Origin of the sequence: Peteryoungia rhizophila, from assembly GCF_004912145.1 — a bacterium.
Lineage (GTDB): Bacteria > Pseudomonadota > Alphaproteobacteria > Rhizobiales > Rhizobiaceae > Allorhizobium > Allorhizobium rhizophilum.
In genome coordinates this window covers 112,131-131,378 of the sequence record NZ_STGT01000003.1, presented here as the reverse complement: position 1 = coordinate 131,378, position 19,248 = coordinate 112,131, and the positions used below count along the sequence as shown (strand labels likewise).

Here is a 19,248-nt window from a genome sequence, read left to right as displayed (position 1 = left end):
TCAGGCCCAACGGGCGAAGGGATCTGCAAGTCCTTCCCAGGCCGTCGGCGTGAAAGCCTCTGCGGCAACGAGGCAGTCATCCAGCTCGGCCGTGATCTGCAACTGATCCATGGGATCGGCACCGATGAAGACGATTTCCTGTCGCCGATCGCCCCATTCCTGGTCGAGATAAGGCATCATCGAATTGAGGAAGCCCGGATCGTCGGGCCAGCGAGATTTCGGCACCGACGCCCACCAAAGACCCATCTTGGTCGTCCGAACGAGCGGGCCGGCTTGGCTGAGTTCCCCGACGTGATGCGGACGTGTGGCCAGCCAGAAAAAACCCTTTGCCCGGATGACGCCTGGCCAGGAGCGATCAAGAAAGGCCCGGAAGCGGGTGGGGTCGAATGGCGCGCGCGCCCGGTAGACGAAGGAGCGGATGCCATATTCCTCCGTTTCCGGAACATGGTCCCTGATGCCGTGCAGTTCCTGGAACCACAATGGATGCGTCTCGGCCTTGGCAAAATCGAAGAGCCCGGTCCCGAGGATGTCCTTTGCCGCCACATGGGCAAAGTCCGTCTCGATGACGCGGGCATCAGCATTGAGGCCGGCAATGATCTTGCGGGCCGCATCGAGCTGATCGGGCGTGGCCGTGCCGACTTTGTTGAGGATGATCACATCTGCGAATTCGATCTGCTCGACGAGCAGATCGACCAGCGTCCGGTTGTCGTTTTCGCCGGCGGTCTCGCCGCGATCGGCCAGGAAGTCGCTCGAGGAGTAGTCGCCGATGAGATTGGCGGCATCGACGACCGTCACCATCGTGTCCAGCTGGGCAATGTCGGAGAGACTGCGGCCGTCTTCGTCTCGGAAGTCGAAGGTGGTGGCGATCGGCAGCGGTTCGGCGATACCGGTTGCCTCGATCAGCAGCTGATCGAAACGGCCCTGTTCGGCAAGACCGCGCACCTCAGCCAGCAGATCGTCGCGAAGGGTGCAACAGATGCATCCATTGCTCATCTCCACCAACTGCTCCTGTGTGCGCGAGAGGGCTGCATCCCCGCCACGCACCAGCGCGGCATCGATGTTCACCTCGCTCATGTCGTTGACGATGACGGCGACGCGCAGACCGTCTCGGTTCGCCAGCACATGGTTGAGCAGCGTCGTCTTGCCGGCACCGAGAAATCCGGAAAGGACCGTCACGGGAAGCTTCTTCATTGGCGACTCCATTTAATGTAATAACATAACAATCATTGATCTGAAAAAGGCGGAACCGAAGTCCCGCCTTTTCGCCCGGGGGAGGGATCAAATTACTGCGAGAGGCAGGTGCTCATCGAAGTTGCGAGATTGCGCATCAGCTCGCCGTAAAGCGCCGGGCCTGCATCAAGTGCCCCGCCTTCCGGATCGAGCGTGCCGGATTTTGCTTCGGTACCTTCGGTGACGACGCCGATGAGCTTCGGCTCGAACTGCGGCTCAGCGAAGACACAGGCTGCCCCGAGTTCCTTGATCTTGGCATGGATGGTCGAGAGACGCTCGGCGCCCGGCATGGATTCGGGGCTGACGGTGACCGAGCCTGCAACCCGCACGCCATAATGCTTTTCGAAATACTGATAGGCATCATGGAAGACGATGAAGGGTTTTTCCAGAACCGGTTTCAACTGAGCGGCAATCTCCGTATCGAGTGCATCGATCTCGGCATTGAGGGTCGTCAGATTGGCCTCATAGGCAGCCTTGTTTGCCGGATCGGCATCGCTGAGGCTCTTGGCGATTTCTGCGGCCATGGCCTTGGCATTGCTGGGATCGAGCCAGAGATGCATGTCGGTGCCGCCATGCTCGTGCCCCTCATGCTCGTGTCCGTGGTTATCGCCGGCTGCTTCTGCCGCGTGGTCGTGGCCGTGATCATGGGTGTGCTCGGCTTTGGCGTGATCCGAATGTCCAGCCTCTTCCGCATCGTGTTCATGCGCGTGCTCGCCGGCTTCTTCATGAGCATGCCCGTCATGGTCCTCACCGGCGTCGGCATGGTCGCCATGGTCATGTCCCTCAAAGGCGCCGCCTTCGCGGAATCGCAGCTTGGTCAAACCCGGCGCGTCTTCGAGTTCGATCACCTTGGCCTTCTTAGGCAACGCCTCGAGCGGCTTGTCCAGAAAGGCTTCGAGACCAGGACCGACCCAGAACACGACGTCGGCATTTTCGAGCGCCCGCGCATTCGATGGCTTCAGCGTATAGGTGTGCGGCGACGCAGCGCCCTCGACAATCAGCGACGGCTCGCCGACGCCTTTCATGATCGAGGCGACGAGCGAGTGTACGGGCTTGATAGAAACCACGACGTCAGGAGCCGCTGAGGCAAAGGTGGGGGACAGGAAAAGAAGCGCCGTCGAGGCAGCCAGTCCGAGGCGATAGCGGGTCATGCACAGCTCCTGAAGTTGGTTATGTAATACTATTACGTCCGTTGCGTAATGCTATAACGTGTGGCATAGGAGGTGGCAACATCAAAATCTCGAGTTCCATATGAATGCCATGAAATCCCGGGAGGCCGTGCCGTTGGTGTCGCTCTCCGGTGCTGGTATCTACCGCAACGGACGCTGGCTGGTCCGCGGAGTTGATTTCTCCGTTCGTGCCGGCGAAATCGTCACCCTGATCGGGCCGAACGGCTCCGGCAAGTCGACGAGCGCCAAAATGGCGATCGGCGTCATGAAGGCCGACGAGGGCAGGGTTGAGCGCAAGCCCGGGCTGAGGGTCGGTTACGTCCCGCAACGGCTGGCCGTCGACTGGACCATGCCCCTCTCGGTCCGGCGCCTGATGACACTGACGGCTCCCTTGTCGGCTGCAGAAGTCGATGCGGCGCTACAGGCGGTTGGTATTGCCCATCTCGCGGGTGCCGAAGTGCAGCATCTTTCGGGCGGTGAATTCCAGCGCGCGCTGCTTGCCCGCGCCATGGCGCGAAAGCCGGACATCCTCGTGCTCGACGAGCCCGTCCAGGGCGTCGATTTCTCCGGCGAGATCGCGCTCTACGACCTGATCACGTCGATCCGAAACTCGACCGGTTGCGGCATTCTGCTGATTTCGCACGACCTCCATGTGGTGATGGCGGAAACCGATACGGTCATCTGTCTCAACGGCCACGTCTGCTGCCGGGGAACCCCGGCGGCCGTCAGTCAGAGCCCGGAATATATGCGCCTCTTCGGTGCGAAGGCGGCGCAAACGCTCGCCGTCTACAGCCATGACCACGACCATACGCATCTGCCGGATGGTCGCGTGCAGCATGCCGACGGAAGCGTCACCGATCACTGCCATCCAGACGATGGTCATCACCATGATGACCATGGCCATGCGCACCATCATGACCACCAGCACGGTCAGTGGCATGAGCATCACAATCACCACGATGAACGTGCAGCTGGATCGGAAAAGGACAGGGGGCACGGCCATGCTGGATGACTTCTTCGTCCGCGCCATGCTTGCCGGCATCGGCCTTGCGCTCACGACCGGGCCACTCGGCTGCTTCGTGATCTGGCGGCGCATGGCCTATTTCGGCGACACCATGGCTCATTCGGCCCTGCTCGGCGTGGCACTCTCTCTCTTCTTCTCGCTCAACCTCATGGTCAGCGTTTTCGTCGTGGCGGCACTCGTCTCGCTGATCCTGATCGTTCTGCAGAAGCGCCAGGGCCTCTCGGCCGATGCGCTGCTAGGCATTCTCAGCCACGCGACACTTGCGATCGGCCTCGTCATGGTCGCCTTCATGACCTGGGTGCGCTTCGACCTCATCGCCTTCCTCTTCGGTGACATTCTGGCGGTCACGCCGACCGATGTCGCGATCGTCTGGATCGGAGGCTTCGTTGTGGTGGGCATCATCGCCTGGCTCTGGCGACCACTGTTGGCTGGCACAGTCAATGTCGAATTGGCGGAAGCCGAGGGCATGCAGCCCGAACGGGCCAGGATCATCTTCATGCTGCTGATGGCGCTGGTGATCGCGATCGCGATGAAGATCGTCGGCATCATGCTGATCACCTCGCTGCTGATCATCCCGGCTGCCGCGGCCCGTCGCTATGCAACGACGCCGGAAGTCATGGCAGTGCTCGCCTCGGTGATCGGTGCCGTCGCGGTCGTCATGGGGCTCTTCGGATCGCTGACCTATGACACGCCGTCCGGCCCGTCCATCGTTGTCGCCGCTCTGCTGCTCTTCATCATCAGCCTGCTGCCCCGACCGGGTGCCAGGACGACCGACCTTCGACCGAGGGCCTGAAAGTCATGACCAAGACCGATCTTACCCGCAACCAGTCCCTCGTCTTCGACGCACTCGTCGACAGCGACGGGCCGCTTTCGGCTTACACCTTGCTCGACCGACTGCGCGAGCATGGCTTTCGTGCGCCGCTGCAGGTCTATCGGGCGCTCGAGAAGCTCGTCGAATTTGGCATGGTTCACCGGCTGGAAAGCCTGAACGCATTCGTCGCCTGCGCGCATCCGCATGACGGTTGCTCGGGACACGGCACCGTGGCATTCATGATCTGCAAAAAGTGCGGCCACGTCACCGAATTCCACGACCACGACGTCGACCACAGGCTGGAAACCATCACGCGTGGTCGCAGTTTCAAGCCGGAAAAAACGACGATCGAGATCAGGGGATTTTGCGCGACCTGCACGGAGATAGCGGCCTGACGGCAGCGGCGTTCAAAGCGGCTGCAGGTCCAAGGCAAAACGCCGCCAGTTGCGGACATAGTTTTCGGCAGACAGTCTGAGGCCTGCAATGGCCACGTCGTCGAGTGTGCGGACAACACGGGCAGGGGAGCCGACGATCAGGGAGTTCTCCGGATAGGTCTTGCCCTCCGTGACCAGCGCATTGGCCCCGACCAGGCAGTTGTCGCCGATCCGGGCGCCGTTGAGCACCGTGGCGCCCATTCCAATGAGGGAATTTTTGCCGATCGTGCAGCCATGAATGATGGAATGGTGGCCGATCGTGCAACCTTCACCGATCGTAACACCTTTGCCGGGATCGGTATGCACTACGACGCCGTCCTGAATATTGGTGCCGGCACCAATCACGATCGGGTCGTTGTCGCCGCGCAGGACAGCGCCGAACCAGATGCCGACGTCTTTGCCGAGCTGCACGTCGCCGATGACCTGGGCACCAGGTGCTATCCAGTAAGTGCCGGCAGCCGGCAGCGTGGGAACCCTGTCCCCCAGTCGGTAGATCGGCATCCTCGGATCCCTGTCTTCAGCGCAGGCGAAGGATGACCGGGAACCGTCCGGCCTGGGACGAGACGTGAAGATGGATGCTGGCTTCAGGTTGCGAATAGCGCCAAGCGCGCGCGCCGTGAGAGAGCAGCAGTCCGATCAGATCCTTCGTCTTCGAGCGCTTCTCGCGCAAACCGAGGTCGGCGAGACGGTAAGCGGCCTCATGCAGGGGGTGCAGGACACCATTGGCGATTGTCAGACCGCTATTGTCCTGACCATCGACGGGTCGATATTGGAAGTCTTTCGTTGCCATTCCGTATTCCTCGTAAACAGTACAAATCGAGGTGTCGGGTGAACGTGTTACTGGGCGGCAGCCCAGCAACCGATTCCCCTCTTCTTCAAGGCATTGCAGGCGTTGACTGCGTCCTTCTGATCGTCAAATCCACCGAACCTGGCGCGGTAGATCTGCTTGGCACCCGCGCCATAGGCGACGGTGAACGGGGTGGCGGAACGCAATACATTTCCGCCCTTGTCCTGCGCATTGCGCAGAAGGTCCATGGCCAGTTCCTTGTCTGGCGAGGTGCCGATCTGCACCACCCAGCCGGCGCTCGGTGTTGTGGATGCGGTCGTGACGCTGTCGACATCCGGCGGCGTCGCGGAGGCCGCTGCAACGGACTGTGTGGCTGCTGCAGGCGCCACGGCAGCTCCGCTATCGGGCATGTAGGCTGGAGCCGGCTGCGGAACCGGGACGGCTGATCCAGAGGTCGCCGCCGGCGCCACGGGGCGCATGGTTTCCAGCGCGGCGCTTGCGGCATTCTGCGCAGGCGAGGCTGCATAAGCCTGTGCGACGCCAGCATACCGGACACCGGGCATCGGACCGTTCTGTGGCAGGCTCGGGACGCCATCACCGCTGATGGCTGCTGTCGCCTGGGACGGAGCCACGGACGTGTTGTTTTTCGCGATCAGGTTGCCGCCACCACGCGTGCTGGATGCCGCCGGGAAATAGCGCTTCACGAGGCTTGTCATCTGCGCGTTGCGGCGAGCACCGGATGTTGCTCCGAGCACGACTGCTACGATCGAACGGCCATCCGCCTCTGCGGAGGTTGCCAGATTGTAGCCGGCAGCGCGGGTATACCCGGTCTTGATCCCGTCGACGCCACGGACCTGGCCGAGCAGGCGGTTGTGGTTGCCAATCGTCTGCTTGCCGAAGCGGAAGCTGCGGGTGGAGAAATAGCCGTAATACTGCGGGAAGTGCTGTCGAAGCGCGATGCTGAGCCGGGCCTGATCACGCGCCGTTGTCATCTGCGCCGTGTTCGGCAGGCCATGGGCGTTGCGATAGGTCGTCTTCGTCATCCCGAGGCTGCGTGCCTTGGCGGTCATCATCTGCGCAAAACGCTGCTCCGAGCCGCCGACGAACTCGGCAAGCGCCGTCGCGACATCATTGGCGGAGCGCGTTACGAGTGACAGGATTGCCTGCTCGACGGTGATACTGCGACCCGTGCCGACACCGAGCTTCGACGGTGGCTCCTTCGCAGCATTGGCCGAGAACGGCACCTTGCTGTTGAGCGTGATACGACCGGCCTCCAGCGCTTCGAAGACCATGTACAGCGTCATCATCTTGGTCAGCGACGCGGGATACCGCAGGCTGTCGGCATTCTCGCTGTAGAGAACCTTGCCCGTTTTCACGTCGATGACGATCCCGGCATATTTGGGATTGGCTTGGGCCACGCTGGAGACGGCGACCGTTGCCACAATGACCGCAACTGCTGCGACGACGAACCGACGAAAGGCGGCGGCGAAGTTGTAGCTACCCAGAACTTTGTGCACCACGATACTCTTTAATCTCGTAATTGACGACCGGACGCTCTCCCCCAATCGCGACCATCTCTATCGACCCTACGGAATGAGCCTTACCAAGAGGTTTATGATGAACGGTCGGTTGACGCTTTCAGTGGATTTTTAAGCGTCACTGGAGCGGATACCGCTCGACTGCGGCTCTTCACATATGCGTGCACGGCGCCGTCGATAGCCTGCCAGTCGGCGAGCAGACGGCTTGAAAAACGGTAGAGGACGGTGAGGTCCTCGGCGACGTGAATGTCACGCTGGCAGTCGCTGCTTCCTGCGCTTTCGGACGCTTCGGGCAGCATGCAGCGGATTGCATAGGGTGCGCCGTCGGGCAGCGTCCCGGTGAGAAGGCTCTCGCCCTCATAGCCGGTCGAGTTCCGAAACGTGTGGATTGTGAGGCCTGCTGGTCCAGGCTTCGTGCCCGGCATTAGCAGATGCCTATAAATCGGCTCCACCCGCCCGGACATGTCGCGTGACATGGTGCTCTGTGACATCTGCAGGAAGATCAGGCTGTGCGCCAGGCTGAGATCATCGAATCGTCTGCGCTCTGCGCTCGAGTAACCCGTGAGCTCCGGCCACAGCAGGTAAAGATCGACGCGTTCGGCGTTGCCGCCGACGCGCTGCTGCTCGAAGCGGATCGCATTTGCCGGCAACGAGAGCTGGTCCCGCCCGATGGTGATCTCGACATTGCTGGTATCTTCGGTGTGTCCGGCGAGGGAGAGCCGCTCGCCATAGGCGCGGCCGAACCAGCTGATGGCGACCGAGGCTGCAGCGAGAAGGAGGACGGAAAGCGTGACGATCGCCAAGACGCGCGTCGAGATCAACGGTGCTTGCTCGTCCTCTGGTTCCACTCCGCTTGCCCCGGCTCGCATGTCGGCTCCATCCCTTGGGCGGAGCCTGGTCGACAGGGATCTCGCCGAGGACAAGACTTCGGCGAGTATGGTTAATTTGCGGTTAAATCGCGGATGGCGAGGATGCGGGCAGCGCAAAAAGAGAGCCGGTCCCAGTTGGACGGGACCGGCTCATTGGCTCCGGTCGGGGGACGGGTAGGCGGGGACAGACCGGGCCAAAAACAGGCGGCGGCGTGGCTTATTGCGACACGCTGCCGACGGCGCCTGCACGTCCATCCTGAAGTTTTACCCAGCGGCTGGGTTGGCTGGAGGACTGACGCTTCAGATATGTGTACTCGGTCTCGGACCACAGCAGCACCTTGTTGCGCATGTTGTCGAGAATGAAATCGCCATGATCCGTGCGGATGGTCAGGACGGCGTGCCCCTCTCCATTCGGTTGCAGGACAACGGTCATCAGGAGGTCGGCGGGATCCACGCCGCGGTCAATCAGCATCTTCCGCTTGAGCAGGGCGAAATCTTCGCAGTCTCCGACGCTCCGGGGGTAAGCCCAGCGTTCTTCGACGCCGTAGATCTCCATGTCGGTTAGAGGTGTGATTGAGCTGTTGACGGTGTAGTTCACCTCGAGAATGCTCTTCCAGAGTGACTCGGTCAGCTGCATCGGGCCATTGTCTGCTTGGCTCCCGGAGCATTCGCCAGCATAGGTCTGACAGAATTCGTAATGACCGATCGGAGGATTCGCCTTGCCGACAATCTGCATGTTGGCCGGCATGGCCGAGACCTGAAAGGCGAGGGCAGCAGCAATAGCGGCGGCCAGAGTTCCAATACCCAGAGTTTTCTTTGTTGTCATTGGTTGTCTCCTGGTGATGGAGATAGCAATGACAGGGAAAATTTGATGCGCCGCGAAGAATAGAACTAAGATAAAAGACGAAATAGCTGAAAAGTAAAATCTATATTGAGGTGTATTTGCGCTTTATTTGACTATGTATTGTCGAAAATTATTGGCAATATTGATTCAAATTTGATTGGTTCTAGTGGCAATCCATCGCGTCGCGACTAGAAAGCATAATAAAATCAGACGCTTGCGGCTTCGCCCATGGCGGCTTGAGAATCCTGACGGCTTGCCGTTCATTGCCTCCGACTTGCAGGATGACGCGTCCGTCACGCGGGGTCACCGCCGGATTGGCGGCATAGCCCGGAGCGGGACGCTTGGTGAGCCGAATCTTTTTTTTAGTTTTTTGTCCCGCTCTGGCACGCTTTTTACCGAGCACCTTAGAAAAAGGCGCCGCGCGTACAACGCCGGCGCCCGAAAGCGAAGTTGCCTTGTGTGGCTTAAAGGAATTCCGTCAGGGCTTCCCGCGACTGCAGCGTCAGGAACTCGATAGCCACGCCTTCCATGAAATGGCGTACCACGCGTCCGCGCATATTGCCGAGCCGAACCGCCGAGCCGATCGGCGGGCGGATGTCGATATCGACGGCGGCACCCGAGAGCGACAGGTCCATCAGGCGGCAGGGATAGGCCTTGCCGTCTTCGAGCGTGAGTTCGGTCCTGGTCTGGCGTGGCGTGAGGCGGTCGTGGCGACGGTCCTCGGGCAGGCCCAGTTCGTGTTTGTTGGCGATCCAGGTCAGCTGGGCTGCGAGTTTTTCGCGCTTACGGATCGTGGCGTTGATGGTGATGACGAAGCCATCTTCGGTCAGCTTCACCACTGTGCCTTCAATACGACCGAGGTGATCGATGTAGGCAACGATCCGCTCGTTTGGCCGAGGCATGCCAGCACAGGCAAAGCGCACGTCGCCTGGCGACATATCGACGACCTTGCAGACATATTCTTCGTAGCTGGCGAGCATGAGCCGGCCTTGCAGGCTGACGGCGACGCGCTGAAAGGCACGTTGCTGTCCCGGCGAGGCGATCGTGGAGCTCTGGCTTGCCTGCGGCGAGTACATCATGAGAAATCTGTTCGTTCCTTTGTTCCTCGACAGTAGTCGGTGAGCCGTTAATATTGTGTTTGCTCTCTGGCTCGCCTTTTCATGACGGAACGCAATTCGCGTCCGGGTTAAGGTTAAGAAGTCGTTTCGTTTGTTTCATTCGAAGAAACCTGGCATCACGGATGCAGCACACGCGAAGGTAAGCCTTCGGCACCACCTCCAGTCGGCGCAACGATCTACCTCGCGCCTGCAAGGCCACTCGGTTTTCCGAGCGGCCTTTTTTTTATCGGCCACCTGCATTACCTCCATGCAAACAGAGAAAACAGGAGTGGCATATGCAGGACGAATCGGGATCGCGGGCCGACCAGCGTCAGCAAGACGAAATGCCTGCTCCCGCCGCAGAGCGCATTCCTTCGGAAAATCCCCCGATCTTCAATCTCCCGACTGGCATTCTCGCTGCTCTCGGCATCGTGATCGGCATCTACGTGCTGCAGGATTTCGTCTTTTCCGAGCGCACCAATCAGTGGGTTGCCGTCGAATTCGGTTTTTCACCGATTCGGTATCTCTATCCGCTCGGCGAACAGTCACTCGCATGGCTTTGGACGCCTGTCTCCTATTCCCTGCTGCATGGCAGTTTCGAACATCTCGCTTTCAACAGCCTGTGGCTGGCAGCCTTCGGAACGCCCGTGTGTCGCAGGATCGGCGAAGTGCGATTCTTACTGTTCTGGATAGTCTCCTCGATTGCGGCAGCAGCACTCCATGCCGTGGTCAACTGGGGCGAGCCATCGCTCATGGTCGGGGCTTCGGGCGTGATATCGGCGCTCATGGGGGCTGCCTGCCGGTTTGCCTTTGGCGATCGGCAACGGGTCCATGCGCGCCTTGCAGACCGGGAGCCGCGCCTTCTGAGCATTGGGCAGGCACTTTCGGACCGTACGGTGCGCGTCTTCGTCATCGTTTGGTTCCTAGGCAATGTCGCAATCGCCTTCGGTCTGCCGATGATGGGAGCCGATTCGGCTGCGATTGCGTGGGATGCCCATATCGGTGGATTCCTGCTCGGCTTCTTCTGCTTCGCGCTCTTTGATCCCCATAGCCGCAAGGCTGCATGAGACCCGCTTATTGCATTCTCCTTGAATAAAGGGCACCCTTTTGCTCGGCAGTCCGCGAGGTCAGGACTGTCGATCCAGTGTTCTATGCGAGGAGGAACGCATGAGTGCATCTGCCAGAAGCATACTTGAGCAAAAGGGCCGAAACGTCATCACGATCAATCCGACGGTGACGCTGGGCGAGGCAGCCCACGTGCTGGAAGAACACAAGATCGGTGCGGTGGTCGTGGTCGGTATGGAGAACCGGATCGTTGGCATTTTCACCGAGCGCGATGTAGTGCGCGCGATAGGGTCGGAAGGCAAGGATGCCTTTGACCAGCCGGTATCAACCTTCATGACTGCCAACGTTTATCGTTGTCGCGAGGAAACCGGCGTCAACGAGCTCATGGAAATGATGTCGTCACGTCGCTTCCGCCATGTGCCCGTCGAAGACAATGGCAAGCTCAGCGGCATTATCTCGATTGGTGACGTGGTGAAGTCGCGCATCCGCGAAATCGAGCAGGAAGCCGAGCACATCAAGGCCTATATTGCAGGCTGAGAGGCGAGAGATCGGGCGAGGCGAGCACTGTGGCTCCGCCGTGGTCAGCGAAGGACCGCTTCCTGCATGCGCCGGATTTCGGTGACGCGGACCTTGGTTTCTTCGTATCCTCGCTCGATCGCTTCTCCTGCGCGATGAAACTCCGATAATCCGATGTCGTTGAGCCTCGGATGCAGGGCAAGGTCCGGAGGGTCGCCGGCGAGCCGCGCACGGGAGATGCGGTCCTGGATGATGTTGAAGGCCTGGACCATGACACCAGTCAGTCCGACCTTGTTAGGTGCGCGCCCGGTTTCGACATAGTCCGGATCTGGGTTGGTGGCTTTATGTTTGACCACGGCGGATCTTCCGAAGACGTCGTAGTGAAGGTTGACTGCCATCACCAGCGGCTGCTCATAGGCACGGCAGACCGAGACGGGTACCGGATTGACCAGCGCTCCGTCGATCAGGGTGCGATTGTTGCATCGGACCGGCTCGAAGATCCCCGGCAGCGCATAGGACGCCCGCAGAGCCGTGATCAGGCTGCCGCCGTCGATCCAGACTTCATGGCCGCTATTGAGTTCTGACGCGACCGCCACGAAAGGTTTCGGCAACTGTTCGATCGTCAATCCCTCGAGATGTTCCTGCATGCGCTTGGTGAGCCGCATGCCGCCCAACAGGCCACCGCCGCCGATCGTCAGGTCGAGCAGCGATGCAATGCGCCGCATGGTCAGTGATCGCGCGAAGGCTTCCAGCTCGTCGAGTTTTCCGGCCAGATAGCAGCCGCCGACCAATGCACCGATAGAAGTGCCGGCGATCATCCCGACTTCGATGCCCTCCTCGTCGAGGGCTCTCAAGACGCCGATATGAGCCCATCCCCGTGCAGCACCGCCACCGAGCGCCAGCGCGACCTTGGCGCGCGTCTTCTTCTCAGGCTGATTGGGACCGCCCGGCATGGACACGCCATCCTTCGCCGTCTGGGCAACGCTCGTTGCCGAATGTGACATCATACTCCAGTTCAGCATCTCCGAACCCCACTCGCTGAACACTCCGGCTCACATTAGGACATTGTCTGCTTACGAATTCGTTATGCGTAAACCGTTTGTTCAGCCGCCATAGATGTCAGACGGGTCGAAATGGCGGTGATCATCGGCAATCACAAGCGCCGGTCGGCCATCTTCGAGGGTTGCAGAACGATAGAAACAAGAGCGACGGCCGGTGTGGCACGTAGCGTCATGTCCGGCGACCTCGACCTTGAGCCAGATCGCATCCTGGTCGCAATCCACGCGGATTTCCTTGACCGATTGCAGGTTTCCGGAGCTTTCGCCCTTCTTCCAGATCTTGGCCCGTGACCGGCTGTAGTAGTGACCGATCCCGGTTTGAAGCGTCAGCGCAATGGCCTCGGCATTCATATGGGCCACCATCAGCAGTTCGCCGTCGCGTGCATCCGTCACTACGGCGGTGACGAGGCCGTGGGCATCGAATTTCGGCGTGAAGGTGAGCCCTTCCTCGAGCAGTGACTTGTCGGAGGAGGGCGCATCGAAGGTCATGGATGACATGGGGCGTGAACTCAGCGGTTCCGGACCATGGACATGAAGCGCGCCTGTTCGGCCGCATTGTCCTTGAAGGCGCCGGTAAAGGTTGTGGTGAGGGTCGTGGATCCTGTCTTCTGGATGCCGCGCATTGCCATGCACATATGCTCGGCTTCGATGAAGACCGCAACGCCCCGGGGTTGAAGTCCCTCGTCGATCGCCTGGGCGATCTGCGCGGTCATGTTTTCCTGAGTCTGCAGGCGCCGCGCAAAGACGTCGACGACACGCGCGATTTTGGACAGACCAAGCACGCGGCCCTTCGGCAGATAGGCGACATGCGCCTTGCCCATGACCGGCAGAATGTGGTGTTCGCAATGCGAGAAGAAGGATATGTCGCGCACCAGAACCATGTCGTCATAGCCGCCGACCTCCTCGAACGTTCGTCCGAGAACCTCGTCGATGTCTGTTCCATAGCCGGCAAACAGTTCGGAATACGCCTTGGCGACGCGGGCCGGCGTGTCGAGCAAGCCCTCCCGCTCCGGGTCGTCTCCGGCCCACAACAGAAGCGTGCGAACGGCCTGTTCGGCCTCTTCGCGCGTCGGGCGCGGCGCTTCCGCGGTCAATTTCGTGACAATGGCGTCCATGGCCTTGGTCTCCCGGTCCCGCTCGAGACGGGCCGCTGGTTTGGCTTTGCCGGATTGTAAAGGCGTAATGCGGCTCATAATGCAAGTCCGTTGTCGTGGTTTGCGGTGAGAAGATCAAAGCCTGACGGGCGGCTTGCGTTTGTTCTGTACCCGTCCCTTCGATATAAGGGGCATCGGAAGCGATATAAAGCCTGTGGCTGCGACATGATGACGTCGGCATCACCGCAGCCAATCCCTATATACGGGGAAGACGCTGGAGCGGATTGACCATGGACGACATCTACAACACCAAGATCCTCGAATTTGCCGGCAATATCGGCCGCATCGGCACGCTCGCAGATGCGCAGGCAGTATCAGAAAAACACTCGAAGCTCTGTGGCTCTCGGGTCAAGGTCTATCTGAATGTCGAAAACGGGACCGTTACCGATTTCGCCCACGAGGTGAAAGCCTGCGCGCTTGGCCAGGCATCCTCCGGAATCATGGCGCGTCATGTGGTCGGCGCAACGGCGGATGAACTTCGCAAGGCACGGCTCGACATGCTCGCCATGCTGAAAGAAAACGGCGACGGGCCGACCGGCCGCTTCGAAGACATGCAATTTCTCAAACCCGTTCGGGACTACAAGGCCCGCCACGCGTCCACCATGCTGACCTTCGACGCCGTGGTCGACTGTCTCGATCAGATCGAGCATTCGGCCATGTCCGCCGAGGCGAGCTGACCATGTGCGACGGCCCCGATTGCGGGCATCGGCCGGCAGGTAAGGCGCCTAAAAGCCGAAACTGGCAGGGACCCTTTCGCAAGACGCCGGGCCGGTTGCTCGGCATGGGGTTGATCCGTTTCTATCAACTGACTTTGTCCAGCATCGTCGGCAGTTCGTGTCGCCACATGCCGACCTGTTCGGAATACGGTTATGAGGCCGTTGCCCGGCATGGCATATGGTCAGGCGCCTGGCTGACACTGTTTCGCGTCGGCCGCTGCGGCCCCGGAGGAACCTGGGGCCTGGATCCCGTGCCGGAAGTGCTCGGGGACCGTTTTACTTGGTATGCCCCTTGGCGTCTCTGGACGTTCGGCCGCAAGTCGAGCATCTGAGTGTCGTTTGAGCGGGGCAGGGGGCCGGCATAACATCGTCGGACCGAATCGGATCGAGAGATGAAACGCATGCCCATGCCGCTTGAATACCGCCAGGCTTCCGCCGATTTCGACGCCTTCATGAAAGACCTGGTCACGACGTCGATGCTGACCTCCTCGCATCAGGCTTACACCATGCTCCAGGCGGTGCTGCAGGTCTTTCGTCATCGCTTGACCGTGGCCCAGGCCATCGCCTTTGCCAATGCCCTGCCGCCGGTTCTGCGCGCGATCTTCGTCAGCGACTGGGATGTCGAGGCACCACCGAAGCCGTTTGTCGGTCGAAATGAGCTGATGAAGGAAGTCCGCGCCTTCCGCCACGACCACAATCTCTCGACGGATACGGCGATCGAGGAGGTCACGGCCACGATCCGACGTCATGTCGATCCGGCCACCTTCGAGCGGGTTTTGCGCACGCTGCCTGAGGAGGCCGGGGACTTCTGGTCGCTGGGGTCGATGTCCTAGCAAGATCCTTTACTCACCAGCGCTTTCGTCCTATGCAGCGCCGGTAAATCGCGGGTGAACCCGCCCCTTTCACCACCCGCATTCGTTGGCGGGACTGGATCAGGAGACATTGCATGTCAGCTTCCGTATCTCTCACGTTTCCCGATGGCTCTGTTCGCGAATACGCGTCCGGCACGACCGGCGCGCAGGTTGCCGAATCGATTTCCAAGTCGCTCGCCAAGAAGGCTGTCGCCATTGCGCTCGATGGCACAGTGCGCGATCTCTCCGACCCCGTCATTGACGGCCGGATCGAGATCGTCACCCGCACCGATCCGCGCGCGCTGGAACTCATTCGCCATGACGCCGCACACGTGATGGCCGAGGCTGTGCAGGAGCTCTGGCCCGGCACGCAGGTGACCATTGGCCCTGTGATCGAGAACGGTTTCTATTACGACTTTGCCAAGGCCGAGCCCTTCACGCCTGACGATCTGCCGAAGATCGAAAAGCGGATGAAGGAGATCATCCAGCGCAACAAGCCTTTCACCAAGGAAATCTGGCCGCGAAACAAGGCAAAGGAAGTGTTTGCCGCAAAGGGCGAGAGCTACAAGGTAGAACTGGTCGACGCGATCCCGGAAGACCAGGATCTGAAGATCTATTATCAGGGCGACTGGTTCGATCTCTGCCGCGGGCCGCATATGGCGTCCACGGGCCAGATCGGCATGGCGTTCAAGCTGATGAAGGTCGCCGGCGCCTATTGGCGCGGTGACAGCAACAATCCGATGCTGACGCGCATCTACGGCACGGCCTTTGCCGAACAGGAAGAGCTGGACCGCTACCTGCATATCCTGGCTGAAGCCGAAAAGCGCGACCACCGCAAGCTCGGCCGCGAAATGGATCTCTTCCATTTCCAGGAAGAGGGCCCCGGCGTCGTCTTCTGGCACGGCAAGGGATGGCGCATGTTCCAGACGCTCACCTCTTACATGCGTCGCCGTCTCGAAGGCACCTATGAGGAAGTCAACGCACCGCAGGTGCTCGACAAGTCGCTCTGGGAGACTTCGGGTCACTGGGGCTGGTATCAGGAGAACATGTTCGCGGTAAAATCGGCCCATGCCTTCACCCATCCCGATGACGAGGAAGCTGACCAGAAGGTCTTCGCGCTGAAGCCGATGAACTGCCCGGGTCACGTGCAGATTTTCAAGCATGGTCTCAAATCTTATCGCGAGCTCCCCGTCCGCCTCGCCGAGTTCGGCAATGTGCACCGCTACGAGGCCTCCGGCGCACTGCACGGCCTTATGCGCGTGCGTGGCTTCACCCAGGACGACGCCCACGTTTTCTGCACGGAAGAGCAGATGGCGGCGGAATGCCTGCGCATCAACGACCTGATCCTGTCGGTCTATGAGGACTTCGGATTCGATGAGATCGTCGTGAAGCTGTCCACGCGTCCGGCAAAGCGCGTCGGCTCCGACGACCTCTGGGATCGCGCCGAAAGCGTGATGATGGAGGTTCTGAAGCAGATCGAGGAACAGTCCGGCGGTCGCATCAAGACCGGCATCTTGCCGGGCGAGGGCGCCTTCTACGGTCCGAAGTTCGAATATACCCTGCGCGATGCGATCGGCCGTGAATGGCAGTGCGGTACGACCCAGGTCGACTTTAACCTGCCGGAACGCTTCGGCGCCTTCTACATCGATGACAAGTCGGAGAAGAAGCAGCCTGTCATGATCCACCGCGCCATCTGCGGTTCGATGGAACGTTTCCTCGGTATCCTGATCGAGAATTTCGCCGGCCACATGCCGCTCTGGTTCGCACCGTTGCAGGTGGTGGTCGCGACGATCACTTCGGATGCCGACGATTATGGTCGCGAAGTCGCCGAGCAGTTGCGTGACGCGGGGCTTCTGGTCGAGACGGACTTCCGCAACGAGAAGATCAACTACAAGGTCCGCGAGCACTCCGTGACCAAGGTGCCGGTCATTATCGTCTGCGGCAAGCGCGAGGCGGAGGAAAACACCGTCAACATCCGTCGCCTCGGTTCCCAGGAGCAGGTTTCGATGTCGCTCGTCGAAGCCGTGGCGGTGCTGGCTGGCGAAGCGACCCCGCCGGACGTCAAGCGCAAGCTGGCGAAGCGCAAGGTCTGAATTGACGACCGTCTGGCAGTGTGTCGCAGCACTGTCAGACGGCTGTCATCGAAACGGCATATGACGGATTGATGATCCTCCGCGCGATTGGAGACTTCCCGTGAAGTTCAAAGAACTGTCCTATGCCAACGAACGCGACCCGAAGCTCAAGCGCTGGTTCATCCGCTCCATCGAAAGCCTTTCAGGCCGTGATCGGTTTACCCGTCTCTACGAGATCTGGCGCAACGACATCGTCGGCAAGACCGACCGCGTGTTCGGCAAGATGCTCGACCTCATTGATGTCGATCTGAAGGTGGCAGGCACCTGGCCCCCGCAGAACCTTCCGGATGGCCCGATTGTTATCGTCGCTAACCACCCCTTCGGGATCGGTGACGGCATCGCGGTCCTGGCACTCGCTGAGCAACTTGGGCGGCCGTTCCGGGTATTGATCAACAACGAACTTCTGAAAGTGCCGGAAATGGCGCCGTATTCGCTTCCCGTTTCCTTCGAGGAGACCAAGGAGGCGCTTGCCCTCAACATGCAGACCCGCCACGAGGCGCTTCGGCTTCTCAAGGAAGGCGTCACCGTGGTCATTTTCCCCGCCGGTGGCGTGGCTACTGCGAAGAAGGGTTTTGGCCGCGCCGAGGACCTGCCCTGGAAGATGTTTCCGGCCAAGCTCATCCAGGCCGCCAAGGCCAATGTTGTGCCTGTATATTTCGAGGGGCAGAACGGCCGGCTTTTCCATCTCGCCAGCAAGATCTCGCTGACACTGCGCGTCTCGCTGCTGATCCGTGAGTTCCGACGTCTGTCCGGCTCGACGATCCGGGCGCGTGTCGGTGTGATGATCCCTTGGGAAGAGTTGAGCAGCCATGCCGACCGCAAGGACCTGCTGGCGCGTCTCTTTGGAGCGGTCTTCGATATGGCGCCTGCAGAGCGCCGGAAATTCCGCCGGGCGGCATAAGACCGTCAGGACTGGTCGAGCATCAATTCGACATCCATGTTGGTGCCGGCCTTCACTTCGAAGTCCTTTTGGAAAATCTTGTCCTTGTTGCGGGCAACCGCCGTATATTGGCCTTCCGAGAGCACCATCACCGGGAAGGCGCTGACGCTTTCTGCGACGATATCGCCGCCGGAGGTCAGGATCGACCAAGCTGTATCGGCAATCGCTTCGCCACCTTCTTCCGAGACGAGCTTGAGGCCCACCTGCGAGGCGCGGTGCTGCATCGTTGCTTCGGTCAGCTCGCCGGCATCCACGGTGATGTCCGCGCGCACAACGGCGTTGATGGAGCCGTATTCCGAGACGACGTGGTAGGTACCGGCGTTGAGCCTGACGATCGTGTTCGGCTTGACATCAGCCAATACCAGGCCTCGTTCGCCGTCTTCGCGAACGTCAGTGGAATAGATGTCGAAGCTGAGTTGCTTGTCGGGAATGTGCGTATCGGCGCCCGAGATGGCGTTGAGCGACATGCCGCCGGCATCGAGCACGAGCACCTGGTCGGCGACATCACCTTCGACCGGAATGTTCAGCTTCTTGGTGGCGCCGGCGCGTCCGAAGGAGACGTTGACGAAATAGTCGCCCGGTGCCAGCTGGAAGGCAGCACTTCCGCCCTCTGCGCTCGCCAAAAGCGGCAGCTTACCGTCGACATCCGGGATAGGGCTGAAAACGCGCCAGGACAGACCATGCTGCATCGGCTGGCCTTCATTGGTGAGCTTGGCGTCGAGCTTCACGTTGCGGCCTTGGGCGGGCGCCGTGAACGTTCCAAGTCCAGGCGCGGAGAAGGCCTTCAACTTCGGCATCTTTGTCGAGCCGTTCAGCTGCTTGAACGTTTCGAAGGCTTCCTGTGCATGGATCGGCATTGCTGCACCCAGAGCCATGAAGAGCCCGAGCAGCAGACGGATGGAACCAGCTTGAGGAAACATGCGATGCACTGTGTGTTGACTTCCTTACCAATGCCAGCAACTTCAAACCGAACCGCATGGCAATTTCAAGACCTGCCGACCCCGCCAAGGCCT

Annotated in this window: 22 protein-coding genes; 10 read left to right on the top strand and 12 right to left on the bottom strand. The window is 60.3% G+C overall.

The window, feature by feature from the left end; all coding sequences use genetic code 11:
- Both E9677_RS11525 and E9677_RS11520 read right to left on the bottom strand, forming a co-directional pair.
- Window positions 1-1,191, bottom strand: a complete 1,191-nt coding sequence (locus tag E9677_RS11525; RefSeq protein WP_136558260.1) for a GTP-binding protein — start codon at window positions 1,189-1,191, stop codon at window positions 1-3.
- Between the two features lie 92 nt (window positions 1,192-1,283).
- The gene (locus E9677_RS11520; RefSeq protein ID WP_136558259.1) at window positions 1,284-2,381 is read right to left on the bottom strand and encodes a zinc ABC transporter substrate-binding protein; all 1,098 of its coding nucleotides are present in this window, start codon (window positions 2,379-2,381) and stop codon (window positions 1,284-1,286) included.
- A gap of 100 nt (window positions 2,382-2,481) precedes the next feature.
- On the opposite strand from E9677_RS11520, the gene E9677_RS11515 reads away from it, so the two are divergent.
- From E9677_RS11515 to E9677_RS11505, 3 genes are read left to right on the top strand one after another with little or no spacing between them, the layout of a single operon-like run.
- Complete coding sequence (locus E9677_RS11515; RefSeq protein WP_136558258.1) at window positions 2,482-3,411, top strand: ATP-binding cassette domain-containing protein; 930 nt, start codon at window positions 2,482-2,484, stop codon at window positions 3,409-3,411.
- Window positions 3,401-4,216 carry a metal ABC transporter permease gene (locus tag E9677_RS11510; protein WP_136559042.1) on the top strand — a complete coding sequence of 272 codons (816 nt, stop codon included), beginning with the start codon at window positions 3,401-3,403 and terminating at the stop codon, window positions 4,214-4,216. Before E9677_RS11515 ends, E9677_RS11510 begins: the two co-directional genes overlap by 11 nt.
- 5 nt (window positions 4,217-4,221) lie before the next feature.
- The gene (locus tag E9677_RS11505) at window positions 4,222-4,629 is read left to right on the top strand and encodes a Fur family transcriptional regulator (protein ID WP_136558257.1); all 408 of its coding nucleotides are present in this window, start codon (window positions 4,222-4,224) and stop codon (window positions 4,627-4,629) included.
- 12 nt (window positions 4,630-4,641) lie between these two features.
- Here the strand turns inward: E9677_RS11505 and E9677_RS11500 are convergent, their stop codons facing one another.
- The 6 genes from E9677_RS11500 to E9677_RS11470 form a co-directional block, all read right to left on the bottom strand.
- A complete protein-coding gene (locus E9677_RS11500; protein WP_136558256.1) occupies window positions 4,642-5,169 on the bottom strand; it encodes a gamma carbonic anhydrase family protein in 528 nt (175 codons plus the stop codon).
- Window positions 5,170-5,185: 16 nt separating this feature from the next.
- The gene (locus tag E9677_RS11495) at window positions 5,186-5,458 is read right to left on the bottom strand and encodes a hypothetical protein (protein ID WP_235882933.1); all 273 of its coding nucleotides are present in this window, start codon (window positions 5,456-5,458) and stop codon (window positions 5,186-5,188) included.
- A gap of 47 nt (window positions 5,459-5,505) precedes the next feature.
- Window positions 5,506-6,960, bottom strand: coding sequence for a D-alanyl-D-alanine carboxypeptidase (locus E9677_RS11485; protein ID WP_235882977.1), 1,455 nt, complete (start codon window positions 6,958-6,960; stop codon window positions 5,506-5,508).
- Between the two features lie 107 nt (window positions 6,961-7,067).
- Window positions 7,068-7,841, bottom strand: a complete 774-nt coding sequence (locus E9677_RS11480) for a hypothetical protein (protein WP_328591141.1) — start codon at window positions 7,839-7,841, stop codon at window positions 7,068-7,070.
- A 238-nt stretch (window positions 7,842-8,079) separates the two neighbouring features.
- Complete coding sequence (locus E9677_RS11475; protein WP_136558253.1) at window positions 8,080-8,688, bottom strand: transglutaminase-like cysteine peptidase; 609 nt, start codon at window positions 8,686-8,688, stop codon at window positions 8,080-8,082.
- Window positions 8,689-9,170: 482 nt separating this feature from the next.
- Entirely contained in the window at window positions 9,171-9,782 is a 612-nt protein-coding gene (locus E9677_RS11470; protein ID WP_136559041.1) for a PilZ domain-containing protein, read from the bottom strand.
- A gap of 317 nt (window positions 9,783-10,099) precedes the next feature.
- On the opposite strand from E9677_RS11470, the gene E9677_RS11465 reads away from it, so the two are divergent.
- Window positions 10,100-10,870 (top strand): rhomboid family intramembrane serine protease, encoded by a 771-nt coding sequence (locus tag E9677_RS11465; RefSeq protein ID WP_136558252.1) that lies wholly within the window; start codon window positions 10,100-10,102, stop codon window positions 10,868-10,870.
- Window positions 10,871-10,970: 100 nt separating this feature from the next.
- On the top strand, window positions 10,971-11,405 hold the full coding sequence (locus E9677_RS11460; protein ID WP_136558251.1) for a CBS domain-containing protein: 435 nt from the start codon (window positions 10,971-10,973) through the stop codon (window positions 11,403-11,405).
- A 44-nt stretch (window positions 11,406-11,449) separates the two neighbouring features.
- On the opposite strand, the gene E9677_RS11455 is transcribed toward E9677_RS11460, so the two are convergent.
- From E9677_RS11455 to folE, 3 genes are all read right to left on the bottom strand, one after another.
- Window positions 11,450-12,406 carry a patatin-like phospholipase family protein gene (locus E9677_RS11455; protein WP_136558250.1) on the bottom strand — a complete coding sequence of 319 codons (957 nt, stop codon included), beginning with the start codon at window positions 12,404-12,406 and terminating at the stop codon, window positions 11,450-11,452.
- An 81-nt stretch (window positions 12,407-12,487) separates the two neighbouring features.
- Window positions 12,488-12,940, bottom strand: a complete 453-nt coding sequence (gene hisI, locus E9677_RS11450) for a phosphoribosyl-AMP cyclohydrolase (protein ID WP_136558249.1) — start codon at window positions 12,938-12,940, stop codon at window positions 12,488-12,490.
- 11 nt (window positions 12,941-12,951) lie between these two features.
- A complete protein-coding gene (gene folE / locus E9677_RS11445) occupies window positions 12,952-13,557 on the bottom strand; it encodes a GTP cyclohydrolase I FolE (RefSeq protein ID WP_136558248.1) in 606 nt (201 codons plus the stop codon).
- 269 nt (window positions 13,558-13,826) lie between these two features.
- Here folE and E9677_RS11440 point away from each other — a divergent pair, with 269 nt between their 5' ends.
- The 5 genes from E9677_RS11440 (at window position 13,827) to E9677_RS11420 (ending at window position 18,196) form a co-directional block, all read left to right on the top strand.
- The gene (locus tag E9677_RS11440; RefSeq protein WP_136558247.1) at window positions 13,827-14,273 is read left to right on the top strand and encodes an iron-sulfur cluster assembly scaffold protein; all 447 of its coding nucleotides are present in this window, start codon (window positions 13,827-13,829) and stop codon (window positions 14,271-14,273) included.
- Window positions 14,274-14,275: 2 nt separating this feature from the next.
- The gene (gene yidD, locus E9677_RS11435; RefSeq protein ID WP_136558246.1) at window positions 14,276-14,644 is read left to right on the top strand and encodes a membrane protein insertion efficiency factor YidD; all 369 of its coding nucleotides are present in this window, start codon (window positions 14,276-14,278) and stop codon (window positions 14,642-14,644) included.
- A gap of 60 nt (window positions 14,645-14,704) precedes the next feature.
- Window positions 14,705-15,145, top strand: a complete 441-nt coding sequence (locus tag E9677_RS11430; RefSeq protein WP_168801196.1) for a DUF2267 domain-containing protein — start codon at window positions 14,705-14,707, stop codon at window positions 15,143-15,145.
- Window positions 15,146-15,258: 113 nt separating this feature from the next.
- Window positions 15,259-17,256 carry a threonine--tRNA ligase gene (thrS, locus tag E9677_RS11425; protein WP_136558245.1) on the top strand — a complete coding sequence of 666 codons (1,998 nt, stop codon included), beginning with the start codon at window positions 15,259-15,261 and terminating at the stop codon, window positions 17,254-17,256.
- Between the two features lie 100 nt (window positions 17,257-17,356).
- A complete protein-coding gene (locus E9677_RS11420; RefSeq protein ID WP_136558244.1) occupies window positions 17,357-18,196 on the top strand; it encodes a lysophospholipid acyltransferase family protein in 840 nt (279 codons plus the stop codon).
- Window positions 18,197-18,201: 5 nt separating this feature from the next.
- On the opposite strand, the gene E9677_RS11415 is transcribed toward E9677_RS11420, so the two are convergent.
- Window positions 18,202-19,155, bottom strand: coding sequence for a hypothetical protein (locus E9677_RS11415; protein ID WP_136558243.1), 954 nt, complete (start codon window positions 19,153-19,155; stop codon window positions 18,202-18,204).
- Window positions 19,156-19,248: the final 93 nt, after the last annotated feature.

Excerpts from the sequence above, each read along its gene's own strand:
- E9677_RS11525 (WP_136558260.1), bottom strand. The coding sequence starts at position 1,191 with ATGAAGAAGCTTCCCGTGACGGTCCTTTCCGGATTTCTCGGTGCCGGC.
- E9677_RS11520 (WP_136558259.1), bottom strand. The coding sequence starts at position 2,381 with ATGACCCGCTATCGCCTCGGACTGGCTGCCTCGACGGCGCTTCTTTTC.
- E9677_RS11515 (WP_136558258.1), top strand. The coding sequence starts at position 2,482 with ATGAATGCCATGAAATCCCGGGAGGCCGTGCCGTTGGTGTCGCTCTCC.
- E9677_RS11510 (WP_136559042.1), top strand. The coding sequence starts at position 3,401 with ATGCTGGATGACTTCTTCGTCCGCGCCATGCTTGCCGGCATCGGCCTT.
- E9677_RS11505 (WP_136558257.1), top strand. The coding sequence starts at position 4,222 with ATGACCAAGACCGATCTTACCCGCAACCAGTCCCTCGTCTTCGACGCA.
- E9677_RS11500 (WP_136558256.1), bottom strand. The coding sequence starts at position 5,169 with ATGCCGATCTACCGACTGGGGGACAGGGTTCCCACGCTGCCGGCTGCC.
- E9677_RS11495 (WP_235882933.1), bottom strand. The coding sequence starts at position 5,458 with ATGGCAACGAAAGACTTCCAATATCGACCCGTCGATGGTCAGGACAAT.
- E9677_RS11475 (WP_136558253.1), bottom strand. The coding sequence starts at position 8,688 with ATGACAACAAAGAAAACTCTGGGTATTGGAACTCTGGCCGCCGCTATT.
- E9677_RS11470 (WP_136559041.1), bottom strand. The coding sequence starts at position 9,782 with ATGTACTCGCCGCAGGCAAGCCAGAGCTCCACGATCGCCTCGCCGGGA.
- E9677_RS11465 (WP_136558252.1), top strand. The coding sequence starts at position 10,100 with ATGCAGGACGAATCGGGATCGCGGGCCGACCAGCGTCAGCAAGACGAA.
- E9677_RS11460 (WP_136558251.1), top strand. The coding sequence starts at position 10,971 with ATGAGTGCATCTGCCAGAAGCATACTTGAGCAAAAGGGCCGAAACGTC.
- E9677_RS11455 (WP_136558250.1), bottom strand. The coding sequence starts at position 12,406 with ATGCTGAACTGGAGTATGATGTCACATTCGGCAACGAGCGTTGCCCAG.
- hisI (WP_136558249.1), bottom strand. The coding sequence starts at position 12,940 with ATGTCATCCATGACCTTCGATGCGCCCTCCTCCGACAAGTCACTGCTC.
- folE (WP_136558248.1), bottom strand. The coding sequence starts at position 13,557 with ATGGACGCCATTGTCACGAAATTGACCGCGGAAGCGCCGCGCCCGACG.
- E9677_RS11440 (WP_136558247.1), top strand. The coding sequence starts at position 13,827 with ATGGACGACATCTACAACACCAAGATCCTCGAATTTGCCGGCAATATC.
- yidD (WP_136558246.1), top strand. The coding sequence starts at position 14,276 with ATGTGCGACGGCCCCGATTGCGGGCATCGGCCGGCAGGTAAGGCGCCT.
- E9677_RS11430 (WP_168801196.1), top strand. The coding sequence starts at position 14,705 with ATGAAACGCATGCCCATGCCGCTTGAATACCGCCAGGCTTCCGCCGAT.
- thrS (WP_136558245.1), top strand. The coding sequence starts at position 15,259 with ATGTCAGCTTCCGTATCTCTCACGTTTCCCGATGGCTCTGTTCGCGAA.
- E9677_RS11415 (WP_136558243.1), bottom strand. The coding sequence starts at position 19,155 with ATGTTTCCTCAAGCTGGTTCCATCCGTCTGCTGCTCGGGCTCTTCATG.